Below are 20,734 nucleotides of genomic sequence, written 5' to 3' on the forward strand. Positions count from 1 at the left end.
GGCTGGACGGCGACTATGCACTGAGTGTATAGATTGGGGCGTGAACAACTCTCTTGCCCTTCTGGGGTTGCTGAGCCAGGAACCCAGCTATGGCTATGACCTGAAGCATTCATATGACCGCTATTTCGGCGCCCAGAAACCATTGGCGTTCGGGCAGGTGTATTCCACGCTGGCCCGGATGTTCCGTGACGAGCTGATCATCGCTTTGGGTGAAGAGAGCGGCGGCGGCCCGGACCGCAAGAAGTATGAGGCCACGGTTGCCGGCAGGGACAAGGTGCGGCAGTGGCTCTTCACCCCCGATGTGCCCTCCGAGTCCCTGCAGAGCGAGCTGTTCGCCAAGACCGTTGTGGCATTGCTGCTCGACGACGACGCCGACCGGTTGTTGGACGCGCAGCGCGCCGAGCATATGGCCCGGATGCGCGAGCTGACACGCCTCAAGCGCGACGCCGATCTGCTGCAGGTGCTGATGTGCGACCACGGCCTCTTCCACATCGAGGCGGACCTGCGCTGGATGGAGCTGACCAGCGCCCGGCTGAACCAACTGAAAAAGGAACTCCAGAGCGCATGAGCACGATCGACACTACTGCACCCATCCTCAGCGCCCGCGGCGTGCTTCACTCGTTCGGGCAGACCGAGGCGTTGCGCGGTATCGACGTCGACGTCCATGCCGGTGAAGTGCTCGCCGTCATGGGGCCGTCGGGATCGGGCAAGTCCACCCTGCTGCACTGCCTTGCCGGCATCCTTGCACCGGACGGCGGCACAGTGGCCTATGCGCCCGGGGGTCAGGATCCCGTCCACATCAGCGGATTGAGTGAGGCTGAACGGTCCCGGCTGCGGCTGACCGATTTCGGCTTCGTTTTCCAATTTGGCCAGTTGCTGCCCGAACTCACGGCGCTGGACAATGTGAGCCTTCCCTTGCTGCTGGGCGGGACCAAACGGGCAGAAGCCCGCCGGCGCTCGCAGGAATTCCTCGAACGGCTCGGCCTGGACGGATTTACTGCCAAGCTGCCGGGGGAGCTCTCCGGGGGCCAGGCCCAGCGCGTGGCCATCGCCCGTGCCCTGGTGACCTCTCCCGCGGTGTTGTTCGCCGATGAACCCACCGGGTCCCTGGATTCCCTGGCAGCCGAGAACGTCCTGACGCTGATGCTGGACCTGGTCCGGGAAGCGGGCACCACCGTGGTGATGATCACCCACGACGCGCGGACCGCAGCCTACGCCGACCGGGAAGTGATCGTGCGTGACGGAAGCGTCGCTGCAGGCCACCGGGTGCTGGCATGAAACCGGCGGTCCTGAAAATCGCGCTGCTGGGCAGCAGGTCCTCGTGGGGCCGGATGGCCGGCATAGGTGGCGGAGTGGCGCTCGGCGTGTGCCTGGTGCTCTTGCTGTGGAGTGCCGCGAATGGTCTGGCCCAGCGCGACGCGCGGGGCGCCTGGCTCCGCGAGATGGGCCAATCCTCAGTCACCGTTCCACTGGCAGCCGACGGACTCACCGCCAACGGACGTCCGGAACCGATACCCCTGGCACCGGACAAGATTCTGCTGGGATTCCCGGTGGACATCTTCCGCGACCAGCTCATCAGTCACCGCGACATCGCCGCGCTCCCAACAACCACCGTGAAGATTCCGGGCATCGGGGCCGCGCCGGCTCCGGGACAGTACTACGCCTCGCCCGCCCTGCAGCGACTGATCGAATCGACGCCGGCTGAGGAGCTGGGGAACCGGTACGGCCAGTTCGCGGGCGTCATCGATGACTCGGCCCTGCCGGGGCCCGACGCGTTGGTGGTCATCACCGGCGTCACTGAGGCCCAGCTCCGCCAAGGCCCGGCGGCAATGCTCGTCACGGAGTTCACCACCAATCCTTACGGTGAGAGCGCCAGTTTGTACCGCACGGCTCTGCTGGTCGGCGGAATCGCGGTACTCTTCCCGGTGCTGCTGTTGGTCAGCATTGCGACCGGACTGGGCTCGGCCCAGCGCCGGGAACGCTTTGCCACCCTGCGCCTGATTGGCGCGTCGCCGCGGCTGGTCGCCGGAATGGCGGCCGTCGAGACAGCCGTCCCTAGCTTGGCCGGGGCCCTGTTCGGCGTCATCCTGGCTGGCCTCTTCAAGCCGGCCGCAGCTGAAATACCCGTCAACGGCGGGAGGATGTTCCTCGCAGATTTCACCTTCGAGGCGGAATTCGCCGTGATTGTCATCCTGCTGGTCGTCGCTGCTTCCGCACTAGTGGCAGCACGCCGCACCGCCAGGACCGGCGTCAGCCCGCTGGGAGTCACCCGGGCCATGCCCGAGAAAACCCCCACCTTGTGGCGGGCCGTCCCTTTGCTGGCCGGACTGACCTGCATGGCCACCGGAACCGCACTGACCAAGATCGATGCCGATGGCAACCCGTGGACTTCTCCGCTGCTGATCGGCGGATTCGCGCTGACCTCGGTCGGCATCGTGACCATTGGTCCGTGGCTGACCCGGATGGTCAGCACCATCGGCCTGCACCGGGCGCGCAGCGCCGCATCCGTCATTGCCGCCAGTCGCATCCGCCGAACGCCCGTGGCTGTTTTCCGTTCAGTGTCCGGGCTCGTCATTGCCGTGTTCATGGTCTCCGTCTTCGCCGGAGGCATCAGCGCCATCGGATCGGTGGAGACACCCGAGGCACGTCCCGGACTGCTGCTGCCCACCAGCGTCTACGCTTTGGTGGCGCCGGCCTACACCACTGGCCAGGTCTCGGCCGTTGCCCGTAGCACCAAGGAACTTGCTGGAATCCGCGACACCACCATCGGATACGCCAAAACCTCACTTGGACAGGGGGACACCATGGACATCTATGTGGCTGTCCCCGATGCGCCGTCGCTCGGCTTCGAAGAGCGTAGGACCGAAAAAATCGTGTCCTTCGACGCGACATTCTTGAATGCCTGGACCTCCACGCCGGCCCCGCTCACGGCCGCACCGGTCAGCAGCCTGGAAGGACTGGTTCCGGTCGTGATGGTGGTCAGTACCGATGGGACGCCTGAGGCGATCGACCGGGCGCGCACTGCCCTGAACACATCCGGGGTGACTGCCACGCCTGCCACCTCCCGTGCGGACCTCGCGACGATGAGCAACACGCGACTGATTCAGGGATTGGCCGCACTTGCTTACATTGGCGTTTTCGTGGCTGTCGTCATCGCCGGAATCTCGCTGGCCGTGTCCACCGCAGGCGCGATTCTTGACCGCAAACGCGTGCTGGGCCTGATGCGGCTGATGGGCATGCCCGTGTCCGTCCTGCGTAAGGTCATCGTTCAGGAGGCCGCTGTCCCGCTCCTTGCAGTTCTGCTGTTGTCCGCCGGGCTCGGGTTCTTCGCCGCCTGGCTCATGATCACTTCATTCGGTGGCGGCAGGACCGTCACCTGGCCGAGCACCGAATACTATGCCGCGCTCTCTCTCAGTCTCCTGCTCGCCCTAGCCGCCGTAGCGGCCACATTCGGTCTCATCCGCCCCAACACGGGGATAACGGCCACTCGATTCGAGTGACACCCTTACCTGCTTTGAACTCTCCCCGGTTCAGCCTTCGCAGTCCGTGCAGTAGACATGGGTGCCAGCCTGCCGGGCGATCTGGGAGCGGTGCCGGACCAGGAAACAGGAGCTGCAGGTGAACTCGTCGTCGGCCTGCGGGATGACTTGGACAGTCAGCTCTTCGGCGATGAACTCGCCGCCGGGGACTCCGGCCCCGTCCAGCCCGTCGGCCTCGTCGAGTTCCTGAACGACGCTGCGGGCGTCCGGTGCGTTAGCGGACTGCAGTGCCTCCAGGGAGTTGTCCTGGGTTTCCTTGACGTCCGAGCGGACCTCGTCGTAGTCGGTTGCCACTTGGCTTGTTTCTCATTTCTCGAGTGTTGACTAGGCTAAGTGCAACGTACGGCACCCCGCGGTTGTTCCGCCGTCGTGGACAGAGTCAACGCCATGCGGCGTTGGCCGCTCACGCCATGGGCGCGGTGCAGGGCGTCGCCGCAGTTCGGGCCTAGGATCAACGGCATGAAGCAGGGACGAATCGACGCCGCTGACGGTAAGAACTCGCTCAGCGTTGATGCAGGGATACTCGAGAGCGTCTGGCGCCCGGGTTCCCTTGTGGACGCCGACGACGCCAGGGACGCCATGCTTGCTGTCGACCGGATCAGTGGCGGGGCGCCGATGCCGATGCTCTCTGAGATGACCGACGTCGTGTTCAGCGCGGCGGCCAGATACCAGTTCGCACAGAGCACGGGCGTGGTGGCTATCGCGGTCCTCGGATCCAGCACAGTTGACCGGGTCATCGCGTCCGCCACGAGCCGGGAGACCAAATACCCGCACGAGTTCTTCACATCCAGGACCGCCGCAATCGCATGGCTGAAACAAATCATTAAGGGCAGCGATTAGGAAGGGCCACAGGGCATGGCATCGCAATGAAATTCGCCCTCCACCCGAGACAGACCGGTCTTTCCGGATGTAAAGTGTCTTCACGGTCTTCCGCCCCACTTGCTCCAAGAACGTATGCGGGGCTCAAGGGACCGTGGCCGGTTCCGGGCTCTGCCGGAACGGGAACAAAGGAATAGCCAATGTCCATTGAGTTGTCGTCCCGTGCGGATCCCTCACACGGACACCTGCCCGCGGATCCGTGGGTCAGCGAGCCGGAGGTCAGTTGGGCGCGGGGGGTACGCCTGCAGGCCGCCGAGATCATCGCCGAAGTGCTGTCTGATTCCACGCTGGGACAGACCCGTGCCCGGGAGCAGCTTTATCGTTTGCTGAATGCCAACCCGGGCCGACCTGAAGTTGCGCTGGCGGCACACCTGATCGCTCTCCGGGAGGAAGCTGCCCGGGGCCGCCGACCCGACCTGACACTCGTCCAGGGGGACGCGGCGCCGGAAACGCCCGCACAGCCCTCGAAACCAGGCGCCGGACGGCCGCCCGGGCACCGCCCAGGTGCCCGCCAACCCCTCCTGCATCACCGCCCCACTGAACGCGTGCGCTATGGCCGCGCGGACGGAGGCGGGCCCGGCGGCCTCTCCGGGGACGGAAATAGCGAATCCATTCAAGGGACCGTGTGACGATTGGCTCGCATTTTCATCACCGGCTCGACCGACGGACTCGGCCTGGCCGCCGCCCGGACGCTGTTGAACCAAGGCCACGAGGTTCTGCTGCACGCCCGCACCAGGGCACGCGTGGCCGCCCTCGATGACCTTGCTCCTCAGGCGGCCGGCGTCGTCGTTGGTGACCTCGGCAGCGCCGCCGAAACCCGGGACCTCGCCGAACAGGTTAACGCGCTGGGGCGGATGGACGCCGTCATCCATAACGCCGGCGTCTACCTCGCGCCGGGGCGCGTCGCGACTGCGGAGGGTCACTCCCGCACCCTGGCCGTCAACGTTCTTGCTCCCTATATCCTCACTGGGCTGATCGAACGGCCCGGCCGGCTGATCTACGTCAGCAGCGGCATGCACCATGGGGCCGGCGGCAACCTCCAGGACATCGATTGGACCGGACGGCGCTGGAATGCCAGCGCCGCCTACTCCGAGAGCAAGCTCCACGTTTCCGCGCTCTCCGCCTCGATCGCCCGGCACTGGCCCGACGTGCTCAGCAACTCCGTTGACCCCGGCTGGGTTCCCACCAGGATGGGCGGCGCCGGCGCCCCGGATGACCTGGCCATGGGCCATGACACCCAGAGCTGGCTTGCCGTCAGCAACGACCCGGACGCCCTGGCTTCAGGAAAGTACTGGCACCACCGCCGGCAGCGGCGACCTGACCCGAAAGTCCTCGACACGGACTTTCAGGACAGGCTCACCGAGAAACTCGCCGAACTCACGGGCCTAATACTTTTCTGAACTGCAGAACGAACAAGCTGGCTGTCTGCCGCTTACTGCCGGCCGCACGTCCGGCACGCGTGAGGCTCAGGGTTCCCGTCGATTCGCGGCAGCCCGGCTCCGCGGCAGCAGGAATCCGACCGCGACAAGCCAGAGAAGTCCGCCGAACCGCCCGATGGGCAGCAGGAACTGGAGCGGCTCGATCACCATGGAGAGAAAGCTCAGCTCGGACAGGGCGGCGATCACGAGGCCGGACCAGGCCAGCCAGCGCGGCACGAAGCGCAGGATGAGGGCCGGGACGGCGATTCCGGCGACGAGGAGCCCCAAGCCGACGACATAGGCGACGCCGCCGGTGATGAACGCGAGAAACGACAGTGCGTGGGTCAGCGTCACGTCGGTGGTGACTTCCGGGCGGCTCAGGACCCACCCCACGGCGGCCGAGAGCATGAGGAACACCGAGGCGGTGATGCCGCCAAAGAATCCGATAGCGGGCCCGGGGACGCGCACGCCAAGCCGGAGCTGCCGGGCGTAAACGGTGGCCGCAAAGATCCCCAGCGGTACGGCTGAACCGAATTGGAACAAGCTGGCGAGCCGCACGGCGTCGGGGTTCCCGTGAAAATATGCCGCGACCTGGGGTGCGGCGGAGAACGGCGAGACGTACGTCTGGCCGCCGGTGAGGATCGCGCTGCTGAGCAGGGCGCCGATCGTGAGGCCCAGACTCACGGCCGCCAGGATGCCCGGGTTGGGGCCGCCGGATCGCGTCGTTGGAGCGGTGTGGTGGGAGGACAGGTCAGTCATGATCGCTTCTTTCCGATAATTACGTCACACCTAAAATGATTCATCTCTTGAATGATTCTGTCAATAGCGTAATATTGGGGCATGGACTCACCGGATCCCTCGCGGTCGAAGCGAACCGTTTTCCTGCTGTCCCAACTCGGGGCGCTGGCATCGGCCCGCTTCGCCGAGCGCACACGCGAGCTCGGCCTGACCCCCAGCGACGCGGGCGTCCTCCGCCTGCTGGGCCGCAGCCCCGGTCTCAGCCAGCGTTCCCTGGCCGACCGCCTGGGGGCGGTGCCGAGCCGAGTTGTTCCACTCATCGACTCGCTGGAAACGCGAGGCCTGGTGGCGCGCGAGCGCAGCAGCGCCGACCGGCGGAACTACGAGCTCCGGCTGACGGTGGAGGGCACGAAGGTGCTGGGGACACTGCGGGGAATCGCCGAACGGCATGAAGCGGAACTCCTGGCTCCACTCACAAGCGAACAGTCTGCGCAGCTGGGGAGCCTGCTGGCCACCTTGGCCAGCGCCCACGCCCTCGACACCGACCTGCACCGGGACACGAGCCCGGAATAATCCCGGCGTGATTGCCAGTTTTTCGAGGGAAAAGCAGTCCTTTTCAGCCGGCGCGCACTGTGGGATCATCCCGGTATGGGCGAAAATACTGAACCGCGGGCGACCTTGCCCTCCAGCCCCGAGCGACTGAAGGGCACGCATCACCGCGACGTTGATGGCTATGGAAATCCGATCACGCAACAGCTGCGCATTATCGGTCAGCGGCGCCGCGAAGCCGAAGAAAAGCTCGACCGGCACCTTCAGGACGTACGCAAGAACCACTGAGCGCGGCATGGGCGACGGAAAGGCAGGCGCCCTTTGGGTGCCTGCCTTTCCTTTGCGCGTCCGGAACTATTTGGCGGCCACGAGGTGCGGCGACGCCTCCTCAGGCGCAGCCACGGGCTCCGCCGGGACTTCTGCCTTGTGCTCCTTGAGGAAGTAGACGAGAGCGGCGGCGATTGTTGATGCCGCGGCGAGGGCGAAGAGCCCGGATATGACGCTGCCGGTCTGCTCCTTGATTATCCCGAATCCAAACGGGGCCACGAAGCCACCCAGGTTGCCCAGGGAGTTGATGATGGCGATGGCGGGCGCGAGGATGATGGGGTGCAGGCCCGCTTGGGGGATGGTCCAGAACAACGGTGACGCGCTCTTGAATCCCATGGCGGCGATGGCCAGGAACACGAGGGCCAGTACAGGGGTGGCTACGGCGGCTGCCAGGGTGCCGACGGCGGCGACCAGGAGCGCAACCACGAGCAGGGGCCGCTTGGATTTGGCGTTGTCCTGCCACTTGGCGGCGAAGTACATGGCGATCACGGCGCAGACCCAGGGGATGGCGGAGAGGAACCCGACGCTCAGGTCCGTGGTCCCGGGGATCTGCTTGACGATGCTGGGCAGCCAGAAGGTGTTGGCGTAGATGGAGAGCTGCACCGAGAAGTAGATGCCGCAGAGAAGGAGAATCTGCGGGTTCAGGAGCATCTTCCAGCGGTTGATCTTCCCGTTCGTGGCGGTGGCGTGCTGGGCGTCCTCCGCCGCAATCGCTGCGGTGAGGGCCAACTTTTCGCCCGTGGTCAGCCATTTGGCGTCCTCGATTTTGGCGTCAAGGACGAAGAACACGGCGACGCCGACGACCACGGAGAGCAAACCTTCGAAGCCGAAGAGCCACTGCCAGCCGCGGAGCCCGAGGACGTCGTGGAGGCTGAGCAGCATTCCGGCGATCGGGCCGGAGAGCGCGGCGGCAACCGAGGAGCCGGCGATGAAGATCGCTGTTGCCTTGCCCCGCTGCCCCGCTGGCACCCAGCGGGCGAAGTAGAAGATGACGGCAGGGAAGAACCCGGCTTCCGCGGCGCCCAGCAGGAACCGCAGGGCATAGAACATTGTCTCGTTCTGCACGAACACCATCAGGAAGGAGACGATGCCCCAGCTGACCATGATCCGGGCCAGCCAGACCTTGGCGCCGTACTTCTCCATCATCACGTTGCTGGGCAGTTCGAAGATTGCGTACGCGATGAAGAACAGCCCGGCCCCGAACCCATACGCGGCAGCGCCGATGCCGACATCCGCCTGCAGATGCTCCTGGGCGTAGCCGATGTTGGACCGGTTGAGCTGGTTGCACACCAACATGACGAGCATGATGGGCAGTACCCGCTTGAAGAACTTTTTCGTGGCAAAGACCACGTCCGTGACAGCGTTGTCTACAGACTGCATGGAGATTTCCTTTGAATTGGCGAAGCTGGCTGGCCGGGCGGGCAATTGAATGTGGCCCTCGCCACAGCGATTCTTCACTTTATTCGGCGGCGGTAATGCCCGTCCAACACATAATTTGCATCGCTGGATACCTTGAGGGACTGGACCTCCGTTGGAGGCCAGAGCCCAGAGGACAGAGCCAAGACATCAGCCGTTGTCCGGTGCGGCGGCGCGCAGCCGGCGTCGGGAGTTTGCCAAGTGGCTCCGCATTGCCGCCGCCGACGACGGTCCGTCGCCCTCCGCGATGGCGGAGACGATTGATTGGTGTTCCTGCACCACCTGATCGAAATGGTCGCGCGCATAGTGCTCGCCGCTGCCCACGAGCCTGGCGCGGGGCATCGCGATCATGGTCTGCCCCAGGGATGCGAGGCAGTCGGAGTAGAAGGGGTTTCCGGAGGCTGCGGCAATGGCCCGGTGGAACTCGTAGTCGGCTTTCATGGCGTGTGCCGGGTGCGCGGCGCTGTCCATGAAGTCTTCAAAAGCCTTCTGCACAGCCTTCAGCTGTCGGTCCGTATGATTCCGGGCGGCGAGGGCGGCGGCCTCGGACTCCACCGCGATGCGGAACTCCAGCTGCCACAGGCGGTCCTCCAGGCTGGCCACGGGGCGGTTCCCGGCAGACTGCTGCTGCCCGTCCGGAGGCGGGGTCAGCGCAAAGCTGCCCCGCCCACGTTCGGTTTCCACCAGACCCTCCGCCTGCAGCCGGGTCAGGGCGGAGCGGACCACGGTCCGGCTGACGCCGAATTCGCTGATCAAGGTGTTTTCGCTGGGCAGCTTCGCACCCGGCTGAATGACGCCGTCGACGATGCGGCGGCGAAGATCGCTGGCGAGGTCCGCGGTCAGGTTCCGGCTCATGGCTTCAAGGTTACTTGCCGAATTCCACAGACTCGGCGGTCCAGGCCCGTGCCTGCTCGCTGAGGGAGATGCCGAGCCCTGGGCGGTCCGGGACCAGCATGCGGCCGTTCTTGGTCTCGAGGCGCTCGTTGAAGAGCGGATCGAGCCAGTCGAAGTGCTCCACCCATGGTTCGCGCGGGTAGGCGGCGGCGAGGTGGAGGTGGATTTCCATGGCGAAGTGCGGGGCAAGTCCGAGGCCGCGCTCGTCGGCCAGGGCGGCGAGGCGCAGGAACTGGGTGATGCCTCCGACGCGCGGCGCATCGGGCTGGATGATGTCACAGCCGTTGGCGTTGATCAGTCCCTTGTGCTCCGCGACCGAGGCCAGCATTTCGCCCGTCGCGATGGGGGTGTCCAGGGCGCGGGCGAGGTCCGCGTGGCCTTCGAAGTCGTAGGCGTCGAGCGGTTCCTCGATCCAGACGAGGTTGAATTCCTCCAGCCGGCGGCCCATCCGCAGGGCGGTGGCGCGGTCCCACTGCTGGTTGGCGTCGACCATCAGGGGAACGTCCCAGCCGATGTGCTCGCGGATGCCGGCGACGCGACGCAGGTCCTCGGCGGTGTCCGGCAGGCCGACCTTGATCTTGATGCCGCCGATGCCTTCGTCCAGGAGGACGGTCGCGCGGGCCTTGACCTCGTCCAGGGAGGCGTTCAGGAATCCGCCCGAGGTGTTGTACGTCTGGACGGAGTCCCTGTAGGAGCCCAGGAACTTGGCCAGCGGGAGGCCGGCACGCTTGGCCTTGAGGTCGTAGAGCGCGATGTCGATGGCGGCCAGCGCCTGGGTGGCCACTCCGGAGCGGCCGACTGAGGCGCCGGCCCACAGCAGCTTGGTGTAGAGCTTGCCGATGTCGTTGGGGTCCTCGCCGATGATGCCTTCGGCGACTTCCTTGGCGTGCGCGTACTGGGCCGGGCCGCCGGCGCGCTTGGAGTAGCTGAAGCCGATTCCGCTGTGTCCCTGCTCGGTGGTGATTTCGGCGAAAAGGAAAACGACCTCGGTCATGGGCTTCTGGCGTCCGGTGAACACTTTCGCGTCGCTGATCGGAACGGCGAGTGGAAGCCTGGCCGTAGACAGCTTTACGTGGCGGATGAGATCAACGCTGGTCATGGGTCTCCCTGAAGTTCCTGCGAGGCAACTCCGCCCCGCTCAACTTAGGTTACAAGTTACTTACTTGTATAACAAGTGTCTGCATCGCGGTTCGCCGCAATCAGCCAAGCAGCCAGGCGATGACCAGCAAGGAGCCGGCGCAGAGCAGGGTGGTGCACAGGATGACGTCCCGGGCCACGATCACGCCACGGCGGTATGGGGACGCGAAGAGGAAAACATTCTGGGCTGTGGGCAGCGCCCCCATGATGACGATAGCCAGCAGATGCTGCCCCTCGAGGCCGAAGACGAAGCGGCCCAGGGCCCAGACGATCACGGGCATGCCGGCGATTTTCAGGAAGGTGGCGACGAGCGATTCTGTGCGCCCGTCGCCCTTTTGTAGCGGGGCTTTGCCTGCCAGGGACAGTCCGAAGGCCAGCAGGACCATGGGGACGGCGCCGCCGGCGAGCATGTCGATGGGTTTCAGCAGCAGCTCTGGAACATTCAAGTCGGTCACTGCGATGGCTGCGCCCAGGCCGGAGGCGATGATCATGGGGTTGGCGAACGGCTGGAGCAGCAGTTTTTGCCAGGAGATCTTGGATCCTGAGGCGAGGCCCAGCACGGTCAAATAGACCGGTGCCAGGACGAGGATCTGCGCCAACAGGACGGGGGCCACGTGCTGGGCCGTTCCCACGGCGTAGAGGGAGACGGGGATCCCGATGTTGTTGGCGTTCGCGTAGCTGCTGGCCATCGCGCCCACGGCTGTCTCGGCCACCGGCCGGCGGAAGAACAGGAAACTCAGCAGCGAATAGAGCAGCCCCACTGCCGCCGCGGAGAGCAGCGCCAGCGGGGCATCAGTTCCGAGCGCGGCCCGGATATCGCTTCCGGCCACCACCGTGAACAGCAGTGCCGGGTTGGTGACGTAATAGGCGGTGCGGGTCAGGGCGCCCTGGACTTCCGGTCCGAGGATCCGCAGCCGGGCCGCGAGATATCCGACGGCGATGACGGAGGCGACAATCAGTATGCCGGTGAGAACGCCGCCCAAGTGTGGTCCTTCGTGTCATGTGCCCGCCGCCAGGGGAGCCGGCGGCGGGAGTCCGCACGGCCGTCTCCTCGTTGCGCCAGGGGAGCCGGCCGTGCGGAAGCTGCTAGCGAACAATCACTATCGAACAACCCCTAGCGAACGAGGCAGGGCCGCTTGGGGTCAAAGGACCAGCCGTCAACGTAGTACTGCATGCCGATGCTGTCGTCGCGGGCGTCGAGGCCGTGTTCCAGATACAGCTGGTGTGCCTTGTCCAGGGCGGCGCGGTCCAGCTCGATTCCGAGGCCGGGCGCGTCCGGAACCTTGATCGCACCGTCCTTGATCTGCAGCGGGTCCTTGGTGAGTCCCTGGCCGTCCTGCCAGATCCAGTGCGTGTCCAGCGCCGTGATCTTGCCCGGGGCCGCTGCCCCGGTGTGGGTGAACATGGCGAGCGAGATGTCGAAGTGGTTGTTCGAGTGCGATCCCCAGGTCAGGCCGAATTCGGCGCACATCTGCGCCACCCGGACGGAGCCGTGCATGGTCCAGAAATGCGGGTCCGCCAAAGGAATGTCGACGGCGTTGCTGCGGATGGCATGGGACATTTCGCGCCAGTCCGTGGCGATCATGTTCGTGGCGGTCTTCAGCCCGGTGGCACGGCGGAATTCTGCCATCACCTCGCGTCCGGAGAAGCGGCCTTCCGCGCCGCAGGGGTCTTCGGCATAGGCCACAACGCCCTGCATGCGTTTGCCCAGGCGGATGGCTTCGTCCAGGAGCCAGGCGCCGTTGGGATCCAGGGTGATCCGGGCCCCCGGGAATCGCTTGGCCAGGGCGGTCACCACGTCCACCTCGGCGTCGCCGGAGAGCACGCCGCCCTTAAGCTTGAAGTCGCTGAATCCGTACCGATCCTGGGCCGCTTCGGCCAGCGCAACCACGGCTTCGGGCGTCATGGCTTCCTGCCGGCGGAGCTTTTCCCACCGGTCCGCCGGTGCGTCCTCCACCAGGTAGGGCAAGTCCGTCCGGCCGGGGTCGCCGATGAAGAACAGATAGCCGAGCATGGGCACCGAGCTGCGCTGCTGGCCGTCGCCGAGCAATTCCGCGACCGGAACTCCGAGGAACTGTCCGTGCAGGTCAAGGAGGGCGGATTCGACGGCGGTGACGGCATGGACGGTGGTGCGCAGGTCAAAGGTCTGCAGGCCGCGGCCGCCGGCGTCACGATCGGCGAACTTCGCCGCGACGTCGCGGAGCAGGGAGCGGTAGCGGGCCACCGGCTGGCCGGCCAGGAAAGTGCCGGCCTCCTCGATGGTGGCGCGGATCTTTTCCCCGCCCGGCACTTCGCCGAGGCCGGTGCGGCCGTCCGAATCGGTGATGATCACGATGTTGCGGGTGAAGAACGGGCCGTGGGCGCCGCTGAGGTTCATCAGCATGCTGTCGTGCCCGGCGACCGGGACTACGTCAACGTGGGCAATGGTGGGCTGCGTGCTCACGCGTTGACCTCTGCTTTCTCTGTTGTTGCCTCTGCTGCTGCGGCGGCTTGAACGACGCCGTCGATCCGGCGGTTCAGCCGCCAGGGGTTCGGATCCTGCAGCGGTACCGGGAGCAGTTCCTGGGGCAGGTTCTGGTAGGCGACGGGCCGCAGGAACCGGTTGATCGCCAACGTGCCCACGGAGGTGGTCCGAGTGTCCGATGTGGCGGGGAACGGGCCGCCATGCACCATGGCGTGGCCTACTTCGACGCCGGTCGGCCAGCCGTTGACAATAATCCGACCGACTTTCTGCTCCAGTACGGGGATGAGCGGTGCCGCCGCCAGGTAGTCCGCCTCGGTCAGTTGCAGGGATGCCGTGAGCTGGCCTTCGAGCCGGTTGGCGACGTCAAGGAGTTCCTCGGTGGTGGAGTAACGGATCACCAGGCTGGCGGCGCCGAAGATTTCCTGGTGGAGCACGGCGTTGGACACGAACTCTGCGACGCTGGTGCCGAAGATGGCGGGAGCCGGGGCGTTCCTCGTCGCCCCTTCGGTGCCTTGCCCGACGACGCTGACGTTGTTGGCGCCGCCGAGCGCCGCTGCTCCAGAGTTCCAGGAGGCGGCAATGCCTTCGGTCAGCATGGTCTGGCCGGCACACGCGGAAACGGCGCGGCCGACGGCGGCGGCCAGTTTGTCGCCTGCCTCACCGGCGGGGGCGAACAGCAGGCCGGGGGAGGTGCAGAGCTGCCCGGAGCTTCCGGTGACGGCGGTGACGTACTGCTGGGCCAGGGCGTCGATTTCTTCGGCGTTGCCGACAATGGCGCCGGGGAAGACGAAGACCGGGTTGAGCGAAGACATTTCCGCATAGACCGGAATGGGCTCCGGCCGGGCGGCTGCGGTGCGCATCAGAGCGATGCCGGCGGACTGCGAACCCGTGAAGCCGACTGCCTTGATGGCCGGATCGGCGACGAGGGCCTGGCCGATGCTGCTGCCCGGACCGTAGATCAGCGAGAACACGCCGGGGTGCAGCCCCGTGTCGCGGACAGCCTTGGCGATGGCCTGGCCGACGAGTTCACCGGTGCCCGGGTGCGCATTGTGGGCCTTGAAGACCACGGGGCAGCCGGCGGCGAGGGCGGAGGCGGTGTCACCGCCAGCCGTCGAGAAGGCCAGCGGGAAGTTACTGGCACCAAAAACGGCGACGGGACCCAACGGGATCTGCCGCTGGCGGATGTCCGCACGCGGCAGGGGAGCACGGTCCGGCAACGCCGGATCGATCCGGACGCCGCGGAAGTCACCCTGGCGGACGACGCCGGCGAAGAGCCGGAGCTGGCCGGTGGTGCGCGCCCGCTCGCCCTGGAGCCTCGCGGCCGGCAGCCCGGTCTCGATGCCCGCGCGGGTGACGAGTTCCTCACCGATGGACTCGATGTTCTCGGCAATGGCCTCGAGGAACCGGGCGTGGGTTTCCGGGTCGAGCGTACTGAAGGAGGGGTAGGCCGCCGCGGCCGCTGCGGTGGCGTCCTTCAGCTGCTCCTCGGTGAGCAGCGTGTAGCCGGGCTCGAGCTGGAGATTGGTGGCGGGATTGAAGGCGTAGGCCGTGTTGCCATGGCCGGCGACGGCCTGGCCTGCAATGAGTGAGCGTCCGGTGAGTGTCACGGTGCGTTCTCCTAGGAAACGGTGGCGATGAGAGACTTGAGGTCTGCGAGGTCCTGGGGCGCCAGGTTCTGCAGCGGCGGACGGACTCCGCCGGCGGAGCGGCCGATCGCGTCGAGGCCGCCTTTGACGATCGAGACGGAGTAGCCCTTTACCCGGTCACGGATGTCGAGGTAAGGGATCACGAACTCGTTGAGCTTCTTGTTGACGGCGACCCGGTCTTGATTGCGGACATCCTGGTAGAAGTCCAGGGCAAACTGGGGCACGAAGTTGTACATGGCGCTGGAGTAGGTGCTCATGCCCAGCTGCAGCAGCGGGAGGGCGAACGTCTCGGCGGTGGGGAGGCCGCCGAGGTAGAACAGGCGGTCGCCGAGCTTGGCATAGACGCGGGCGTCGTGTTCGAGATCGCCGACGCCGTCCTTGAAGCCGATCAGGTTCTCGTGGCGGTCCGCCAGGGTGGCAACCGTGGTGTCCTTGTAGATCGCGTTCGCACGGTTGTAGATGATGACGCCGAGGGAGGTGGACCGGCAGATGGCGCTGACGTGTTCGATCAGGCCGCCCTGGTCTGCTTCGGTGAGGTAGGGCGGCAGCAGCAGGATGCCTTCGGCGCCGGCGGCTTCCGCGGCGCGCGCGTTTTCGATGGCCTGGGCGGTGGAGCCGCCGGCGGAGGCCAGAACGGGGACGATGCCGCCGACTTCCTCGACGGCGGCGCGGACAACGCGCTCAGACTCGGCCGGGGTCAGCGAGAAGCCTTCTCCGGTTCCGCCGGCCGCGAAGAGTCCGGCCACCGGAAAGCTGGCCTGCCAGGCGAGGTGCTTGCGGTAGTTCTCTTCGTCGAACTGCAGCTGTGCGTCGAACGAGGTGACGGGGAAGGAGAGCAGGCCGTCCTTCAGGACGTTCGCCAGTTCCTGGGGTGTGTATTTTGCCACGGTGTGGTCCTCCGGGTATGCGCCGAGTCGGCGGGGAAGTGCGGTTCCCCTTCAGACTAGGTTTGGCGCCTCATGCCTGTCCAAGTGCATTATTGAATGCATTGATACCTTCAGTGCATTGCCACGGCCTTAGTCCAGCTGGAAATCCAAGCTGCCGAGAAGCCGCGACAGGGCGGGATTACTCACTTTCCGGCTCCAGATGGCATGGAGCTCCACGGGTTCGCCGTGGCTGCTGGCCAGCGGGAGGAATTCGACCCCTTGGATGCCCAGCACTGTGGCGGACCGGGGCACAAAGGCGACTCCGCGTTTGGCCGCCACCAGCGAGACCATGGTGAGGATCTGGCTTACGGTGTGGACCACGTTGCCGTGCTGCACCGGCAGCGTGCGGATCACGAGGTCGTAGAAGTACCGGGCCTGCAGCGGCGAATGCATGATGAGGGCCTCGTCCTTGAGGTCCTCGTCCCCGACAATGCCGCCGCGGCGGGCCAGTGGGTGACCGGCCGGAACCGCCACCATCATGGATTCGCGGTACAGAAGCCGTGAGTCGAAGACTTCCTTATCGAAGGGCGGGCGTGCCAGCCCCAGATCCAGTTCTCCCGTTTCAAGGGCCTGGATCTGTTCACCGGTCACCAGTTCCTGCAGGTCGACGTCGACGTCGGGGAGAATTGCCGAAATCTCCTCGAGGAGCGGCCCCAGGATACTGAACCCGCTGGCGGCGGTGAAACCGATTCGCAGGAGACCGGAGCGGCCCGACGCGATGCGGCGGGCGGTGACAGGGGCGCGTTCCGCGAGGGCCAATAACCGCCTGGCTTCCTCCAGGAAGGCGGTTCCGGCCGGGGTGAGCTGGACCTTTCGGTTGTCCCGTTCAAGCAGCTCGGCGCCAACGGCCTTCTCCAGCTTTTGGATCTGCCGGCTCAGCGGAGGCTGGGTCATATTCCGGCGTTCCGCCGCGCGGCCGAAGTGAAGCTCTTCTGCCACCGCGATGAATCCGGCCAGCTGGTCAAAAGTGAACATGATGCCTTCCCGGTATCACTCGATGCATATTTGGGCTTAGACATGCATCATAGCGGCTCCCTACACTCGACACAGCGAACCGGCGGTGACGCGGTTCACATGCTTCCGGGGCACTTGGGCCCTGACCATCCATGAGGAGTTTCAATGATGCACTTCCCTTCGCGCCGCACCGTAATTGGAGCGGCATCCGCCGTCACGCTCTTGGCGCTGACGGCTTGCGGCAATGTTGCCGGCGGCAGTAGCGATTCTTCCAAGTATCCGAGCGGGCCCATAAGCCTCACCGTGGGCCAGGCCGCAGGCGGCAGCACCGACTTGATCGCCCGCGCCATCTCCGAGGGTGCGTCCAAGACCCTAGGCGCCCCGATGCCTGTGGTAAACAAGCCGGGCGCGAACGGCGCCCTGGCCACGAAGGAAGTTGCCGGCAAGCCCGCCGACGGCCAGAACCTCCTGCTGGTCACCGCGTCCCTGATCACGATCACCCCGTTGGCGGTCACTGCGGATGAGGCCGTCAACATCGACGACCTGGACATCATCGCCGGCCTGTCCCAGGACGACTACGTGCTGGTGGCCAGCAAGGCCTCCGGCTTCAACAGCATCAAGGACCTGACCGGAGCCGGACGCAATATCACCTTCGGCACCACCGGCGTGGGTACCGGCAGCCAGCTGGCACAGACCGTCCTCTTCAAGCAGGCCGGCGTCAAGGGCACCGATGTTCCGTTCGACAGCGGCAAACCTGCCCTCACCGCGGTCCTCGGCAACCAGGTCGAAGTGTCCACCATCCAGCTCGGCGAAGCCATGCCGCAGATCAAAGCCGGAAAGGTCGCACCGCTGCTCGTCTTCTCGGAGGAGCGGAACTCCTTCCTCCCGGATGTGCCTACGGCCAAGGAATCCGGTTACGACGTTCCCGTGGCGCAGTACCGTGCCGTCGCCGCTCCCAAGGGAACCCCCAAGGACGTGAAGGACAAGCTGCTCGCCGCCATCCAGGAGACCTTCAAGTCCGATTCCTACAAGGAATTCAACAAGAAGAACATGCTGACCCCGAAGGAAATCTCCGGCGAGGAAGTCGTCACCCAGTGGAAGGACTACGCCGCCAAGTACAAGTCGCTGGTGGAGAAGTACGACATCAGCCTCAGCGGAACGAAGTGATCCCAGTGACGGCAACACCTTCAGTGCCCGCCGGAGGGGGAAGCCGCCTGGCCGCCCCCTCCGGCGGGGACGCCCCCGAAGCTCCTGACGACGACCTTCTGGAGGACCTCACGCCGGAGCAACTCGCCGCGCAGTGGGAGGACGAGAAGCCTCCTGCCGCTGGAGCGCTGGCAAATGCGGCATCCTCCTTGGTGGTTCTCGGCGTCGGTACCGGCGCACTGGTCCTGTCGGTTGCGATGGGCCTCGGCACCCCGGCGGCGCCGGAACCTGGGCTGTGGCCGTTCATGATCAGCTGCGTCATGGTGGTCCTGGGACTCTTCCAGTTGATCAGCGGGCGGCACAACCGGGACGCGGAGAAGTTCACCCGGATGTCCTCCGCGCCCCTCACAGGGCTCGTCACCCTCGCCGCCATGGTCGCGCTGATGCCGGCCATCGGTTTTGAACTGCCCGCCCTCGTCCTGTGCGTCATCTGGATGCGCTTCCTCGGCGGCGAAACGTGGCGCTCCACCCTGCTCGTAAGCGCGATCGTCGTGACGGCGTTCTACGGAATCTTCGTCCTTGCGCTCAACACCTCCATTCCCCACCTCTTCTAGGAGAACCCCGTGGATTTTCTAAATCCCGTGATCAACGGATTCGCCGTTGTCCTGGAGCCGAGCAACCTCCTGTACTGCCTGATCGGCGTCGTCATCGGCATGTTGATCGGTGTCCTGCCCGGTCTGGGGCCCGCGGCAACCATCGCCATCCTGTTGCCGCTGACCTACAACGTCGAACCCGTCACCGCCATCATCATGCTCGCGGGAATCTTCTACGGCGCACAGTACGGCGGCACCATCACCTCGGTGCTCCTCCGGCTTCCCGGCGAAGCATCGTCTGTGGTCACCGTCTTCGACGGCTACCAGATGGCCAAACAGGGGAAGGCCGGCACCGCACTCGGTCTGGCTTCCATTGGCTCGTTCATCGGCGGAACCGCCTCGATCATCGGCCTGACCTTCCTGGCCCCCGTCGTGGCGAGCTTTGCGCTCGACTTCGGCCCGGCAGAATACTCGGCACTCGCACTGCTCGGGATCCTGTTGGTGGCCACCATCAGCAACGGTGCCAAGACCAAGGCACTCATCGCCGCCGCAGTCGGCTTGCTGCTGGCAACGGTCGGCCGGGACATCTTCACCGGCGAAAGCCGCTTCACCTTCGGCAACCTGGAGCTGGCCGACGGAATCGACTTCGTGCCGATCGCCATGGGCATCTTCGGCCTGGGCGAAATTCTCTACAACCTCGAAGAGCGGCACCGCGCCGCCAAGGCACCGTCCAAGGTCACGAACGTCTGGCCATCGCGGACGGATCTCAAGCAGGCCTCCGGCGCGATAGCCCGCGGTTCGGTCCTCGGGTTCTTCCTCGGCATTCTGCCCGGCGGCGGCGCCACCATCGCATCGATGGCCTCCTATGCGATGGAGAAGAAGCGCGCCAAGCAGCCGGAGCGATTCGGCAAGGGGGCGCCCGAGGGCGTCGCTGGACCGGAAACCGCCAACAACGCCGCAGCAACGTCGTCATTCATCCCGCTGCTGACCCTCGGAATCCCGGCCAACGCCACCATGGCCCTGATGTTCGGTGCCCTGCTGATCCAGGGGGTGACGCCGGGCCCGCAACTGGTGGAGCAGGACCCCGAGCTGTTCTGGGGCGTGGTCAACTCCATGTACATCGGCAACATCCTGCTGCTGATCATGAGCCTGCCCCTCGTCGGAATCTTCGTAAAAATCCTCCGCGTCCGGGCCGCGATCCTGGCCCCGGTCACCGCTCTCATTACACTGCTCGGCGCCTACACCATTAACAACAGCATGTTCGATGTAACGCTCGTCGTAGTGTTCGGGATCGTCGGATACCTGATGAAGAAGTTCGGCTTTGAACCCGGTCCACTGGTCCTGGCCTTCGTCCTCGGATCCCTGCTGGAGAGCTCACTGCGCCGTTCACTGCTCGTGTTCGGCGGCGATYCCACGGGCTTCTTCACCCGCCCCATCTCCGCGACCCTGCTCATCGTGCTCGTCCTCGTAGCGGTGCTCCCAGGCATCCGGTCCATGCTGGCGAAGTGGAAGCGGGCGCCAAACGAACAGCCCATCACCACGAAAATCAAGGAGAAGGTATGAGCATCATCGTCGGTTTCGTCCCCACACCGGCAGGGGAGGCCGCTCTGACCGCCGGGATTGCCGAGGCCATGCTCAGGAATGAAGACTTGATTATCGTCAACTCAGCACGCGAAGGCGCGCTGGTAGACAAGTCCGTTGCAGCCTCCGCCGTCCTGGAGCAGGCCGGCCGCCGGGCTACGGAGGCCGGCATCCGGGCAACAGTGATCCAGCCGCCGTACCGTGACGACCTCGCCGATGAATTCCTTGACGTCGCCCGCGAGGTCAACGCATCCCTGATTGTCATTGGCCTGCGGCACCGCTCACAGGTCGGCAAATTCATCCTGGGCAGCCACGCCCAGCGCATCCTCATGCAGGCGGACCGGCCTGTCCTTGCCGTGAAGGCGGACGGAGCCCTCTCCTAGCCGGCTACTGCCGGCCGCTCAAACCAGGAGCGGACGGGTCGGACGCCCTATGCGGGGTCCGGCCCGTTCGCTTCCGCGCGACAGATCCCGCCATGGAAGGTGCCACCACTCTGGCGGAGCGCGGCCGCCAAGCCACGGCCCCCA

22 protein-coding genes are annotated in these 20,734 nt (G+C 65.6%); 12 read left to right on the plus strand and 10 right to left on the minus strand.

Features of this window, described 5'->3' with window-relative positions; translation table 11 throughout:
• Positions 1 to 40: 40 nt before the first annotated feature.
• From AC1DZQ_RS06475 to AC1DZQ_RS06485, 3 genes are read left to right on the plus strand one after another with little or no spacing between them, the layout of a single operon-like run.
• Positions 41 to 568, plus strand: coding sequence for a PadR family transcriptional regulator (locus AC1DZQ_RS06475; RefSeq protein WP_476962728.1), 528 nt, complete (start codon positions 41 to 43; stop codon positions 566 to 568).
• Positions 565 to 1,278 (plus strand): ABC transporter ATP-binding protein, encoded by a 714-nt coding sequence (locus tag AC1DZQ_RS06480; protein ID WP_476962729.1) that lies wholly within the window; start codon positions 565 to 567, stop codon positions 1,276 to 1,278. Before AC1DZQ_RS06475 ends, AC1DZQ_RS06480 begins: the two co-directional genes overlap by 4 nt.
• Entirely contained in the window at positions 1,275 to 3,500 is a 2,226-nt protein-coding gene (locus AC1DZQ_RS06485; protein WP_476962730.1) for an FtsX-like permease family protein, read from the plus strand. Before AC1DZQ_RS06480 ends, AC1DZQ_RS06485 begins: the two co-directional genes overlap by 4 nt.
• 30 nt (positions 3,501 to 3,530) lie before the next feature.
• On the opposite strand, the gene AC1DZQ_RS06490 is transcribed toward AC1DZQ_RS06485, so the two are convergent.
• Positions 3,531 to 3,833: a DUF4193 domain-containing protein gene (locus AC1DZQ_RS06490; RefSeq protein ID WP_476962731.1), complete on the minus strand. Its 303-nt coding sequence runs from the start codon at positions 3,831 to 3,833 to the stop codon at positions 3,531 to 3,533.
• Positions 3,834 to 3,998: 165 nt separating this feature from the next.
• Here AC1DZQ_RS06490 and AC1DZQ_RS06495 point away from each other — a divergent pair, with 165 nt between their 5' ends.
• From AC1DZQ_RS06495 to AC1DZQ_RS06505, 3 genes are all read left to right on the plus strand, one after another.
• Positions 3,999 to 4,379: a DUF7793 family protein gene (locus AC1DZQ_RS06495; RefSeq protein ID WP_476962732.1), complete on the plus strand. Its 381-nt coding sequence runs from the start codon at positions 3,999 to 4,001 to the stop codon at positions 4,377 to 4,379.
• A gap of 179 nt (positions 4,380 to 4,558) precedes the next feature.
• On the plus strand, positions 4,559 to 5,047 hold the full coding sequence (locus tag AC1DZQ_RS06500) for a hypothetical protein (RefSeq protein WP_476962733.1): 489 nt from the start codon (positions 4,559 to 4,561) through the stop codon (positions 5,045 to 5,047).
• 3 nt (positions 5,048 to 5,050) lie between these two features.
• Positions 5,051 to 5,818, plus strand: coding sequence for an SDR family NAD(P)-dependent oxidoreductase (locus tag AC1DZQ_RS06505; RefSeq protein ID WP_476962734.1), 768 nt, complete (start codon positions 5,051 to 5,053; stop codon positions 5,816 to 5,818).
• A gap of 66 nt (positions 5,819 to 5,884) precedes the next feature.
• Here the strand turns inward: AC1DZQ_RS06505 and AC1DZQ_RS06510 are convergent, their stop codons facing one another.
• A complete protein-coding gene (locus AC1DZQ_RS06510) occupies positions 5,885 to 6,595 on the minus strand; it encodes a hypothetical protein (RefSeq protein WP_476962735.1) in 711 nt (236 codons plus the stop codon).
• Between the two features lie 81 nt (positions 6,596 to 6,676).
• Here AC1DZQ_RS06510 and AC1DZQ_RS06515 point away from each other — a divergent pair, with 81 nt between their 5' ends.
• A complete protein-coding gene (locus AC1DZQ_RS06515) occupies positions 6,677 to 7,147 on the plus strand; it encodes a MarR family winged helix-turn-helix transcriptional regulator (RefSeq protein WP_476962736.1) in 471 nt (156 codons plus the stop codon).
• Between the two features lie 75 nt (positions 7,148 to 7,222).
• Positions 7,223 to 7,411, plus strand: coding sequence for a hypothetical protein (locus AC1DZQ_RS06520; protein WP_476962737.1), 189 nt, complete (start codon positions 7,223 to 7,225; stop codon positions 7,409 to 7,411).
• 66 nt (positions 7,412 to 7,477) lie between these two features.
• On the opposite strand, the gene AC1DZQ_RS06525 is transcribed toward AC1DZQ_RS06520, so the two are convergent.
• The 8 genes from AC1DZQ_RS06525 to AC1DZQ_RS06560 form a co-directional block, all read right to left on the minus strand.
• Positions 7,478 to 8,830 (minus strand): MFS transporter, encoded by a 1,353-nt coding sequence (locus AC1DZQ_RS06525; protein ID WP_476962738.1) that lies wholly within the window; start codon positions 8,828 to 8,830, stop codon positions 7,478 to 7,480.
• A gap of 186 nt (positions 8,831 to 9,016) precedes the next feature.
• Positions 9,017 to 9,721 (minus strand): FadR/GntR family transcriptional regulator, encoded by a 705-nt coding sequence (locus AC1DZQ_RS06530; protein WP_476962739.1) that lies wholly within the window; start codon positions 9,719 to 9,721, stop codon positions 9,017 to 9,019.
• A 10-nt stretch (positions 9,722 to 9,731) separates the two neighbouring features.
• On the minus strand, positions 9,732 to 10,859 hold the full coding sequence (locus tag AC1DZQ_RS06535) for an L-talarate/galactarate dehydratase (protein WP_476962740.1): 1,128 nt from the start codon (positions 10,857 to 10,859) through the stop codon (positions 9,732 to 9,734).
• A 100-nt stretch (positions 10,860 to 10,959) separates the two neighbouring features.
• Positions 10,960 to 11,880: an AEC family transporter gene (locus AC1DZQ_RS06540; RefSeq protein WP_476962741.1), complete on the minus strand. Its 921-nt coding sequence runs from the start codon at positions 11,878 to 11,880 to the stop codon at positions 10,960 to 10,962.
• A 131-nt stretch (positions 11,881 to 12,011) separates the two neighbouring features.
• Complete coding sequence (locus tag AC1DZQ_RS06545; RefSeq protein ID WP_476962742.1) at positions 12,012 to 13,340, minus strand: enolase C-terminal domain-like protein; 1,329 nt, start codon at positions 13,338 to 13,340, stop codon at positions 12,012 to 12,014.
• Positions 13,337 to 14,968 carry an aldehyde dehydrogenase (NADP(+)) gene (locus tag AC1DZQ_RS06550; protein ID WP_476962743.1) on the minus strand — a complete coding sequence of 544 codons (1,632 nt, stop codon included), beginning with the start codon at positions 14,966 to 14,968 and terminating at the stop codon, positions 13,337 to 13,339. Before AC1DZQ_RS06550 ends, AC1DZQ_RS06545 begins: the two co-directional genes overlap by 4 nt.
• Before the next feature lie 11 nt (positions 14,969 to 14,979).
• The gene (gene kdgD, locus AC1DZQ_RS06555; protein ID WP_476962744.1) at positions 14,980 to 15,894 is read right to left on the minus strand and encodes a 5-dehydro-4-deoxyglucarate dehydratase; all 915 of its coding nucleotides are present in this window, start codon (positions 15,892 to 15,894) and stop codon (positions 14,980 to 14,982) included.
• Positions 15,895 to 16,023: 129 nt separating this feature from the next.
• A complete protein-coding gene (locus AC1DZQ_RS06560; RefSeq protein WP_476962745.1) occupies positions 16,024 to 16,908 on the minus strand; it encodes a LysR family transcriptional regulator in 885 nt (294 codons plus the stop codon).
• A gap of 144 nt (positions 16,909 to 17,052) precedes the next feature.
• On the opposite strand from AC1DZQ_RS06560, the gene AC1DZQ_RS06565 reads away from it, so the two are divergent.
• Genes AC1DZQ_RS06565 through AC1DZQ_RS06580 form a run of 4 tightly spaced genes read left to right on the plus strand, consistent with a single transcriptional unit; the run spans position 17,053 to position 20,590 of the window.
• Positions 17,053 to 18,054 carry a Bug family tripartite tricarboxylate transporter substrate binding protein gene (locus AC1DZQ_RS06565; protein WP_476962746.1) on the plus strand — a complete coding sequence of 334 codons (1,002 nt, stop codon included), beginning with the start codon at positions 17,053 to 17,055 and terminating at the stop codon, positions 18,052 to 18,054.
• 5 nt (positions 18,055 to 18,059) lie between these two features.
• A complete protein-coding gene (locus AC1DZQ_RS06570; RefSeq protein WP_476962747.1) occupies positions 18,060 to 18,647 on the plus strand; it encodes a tripartite tricarboxylate transporter TctB family protein in 588 nt (195 codons plus the stop codon).
• Positions 18,648 to 18,656: 9 nt separating this feature from the next.
• Positions 18,657 to 20,189, plus strand: a complete 1,533-nt coding sequence (locus AC1DZQ_RS06575) for a tripartite tricarboxylate transporter permease (protein ID WP_476962748.1) — start codon at positions 18,657 to 18,659, stop codon at positions 20,187 to 20,189.
• Positions 20,186 to 20,590, plus strand: coding sequence for a universal stress protein (locus tag AC1DZQ_RS06580; protein WP_476962749.1), 405 nt, complete (start codon positions 20,186 to 20,188; stop codon positions 20,588 to 20,590). Before AC1DZQ_RS06575 ends, AC1DZQ_RS06580 begins: the two co-directional genes overlap by 4 nt.
• Positions 20,591 to 20,734: the final 144 nt, after the last annotated feature.

This window comes from Arthrobacter sp. P1_C12_2, from assembly GCF_056406415.1.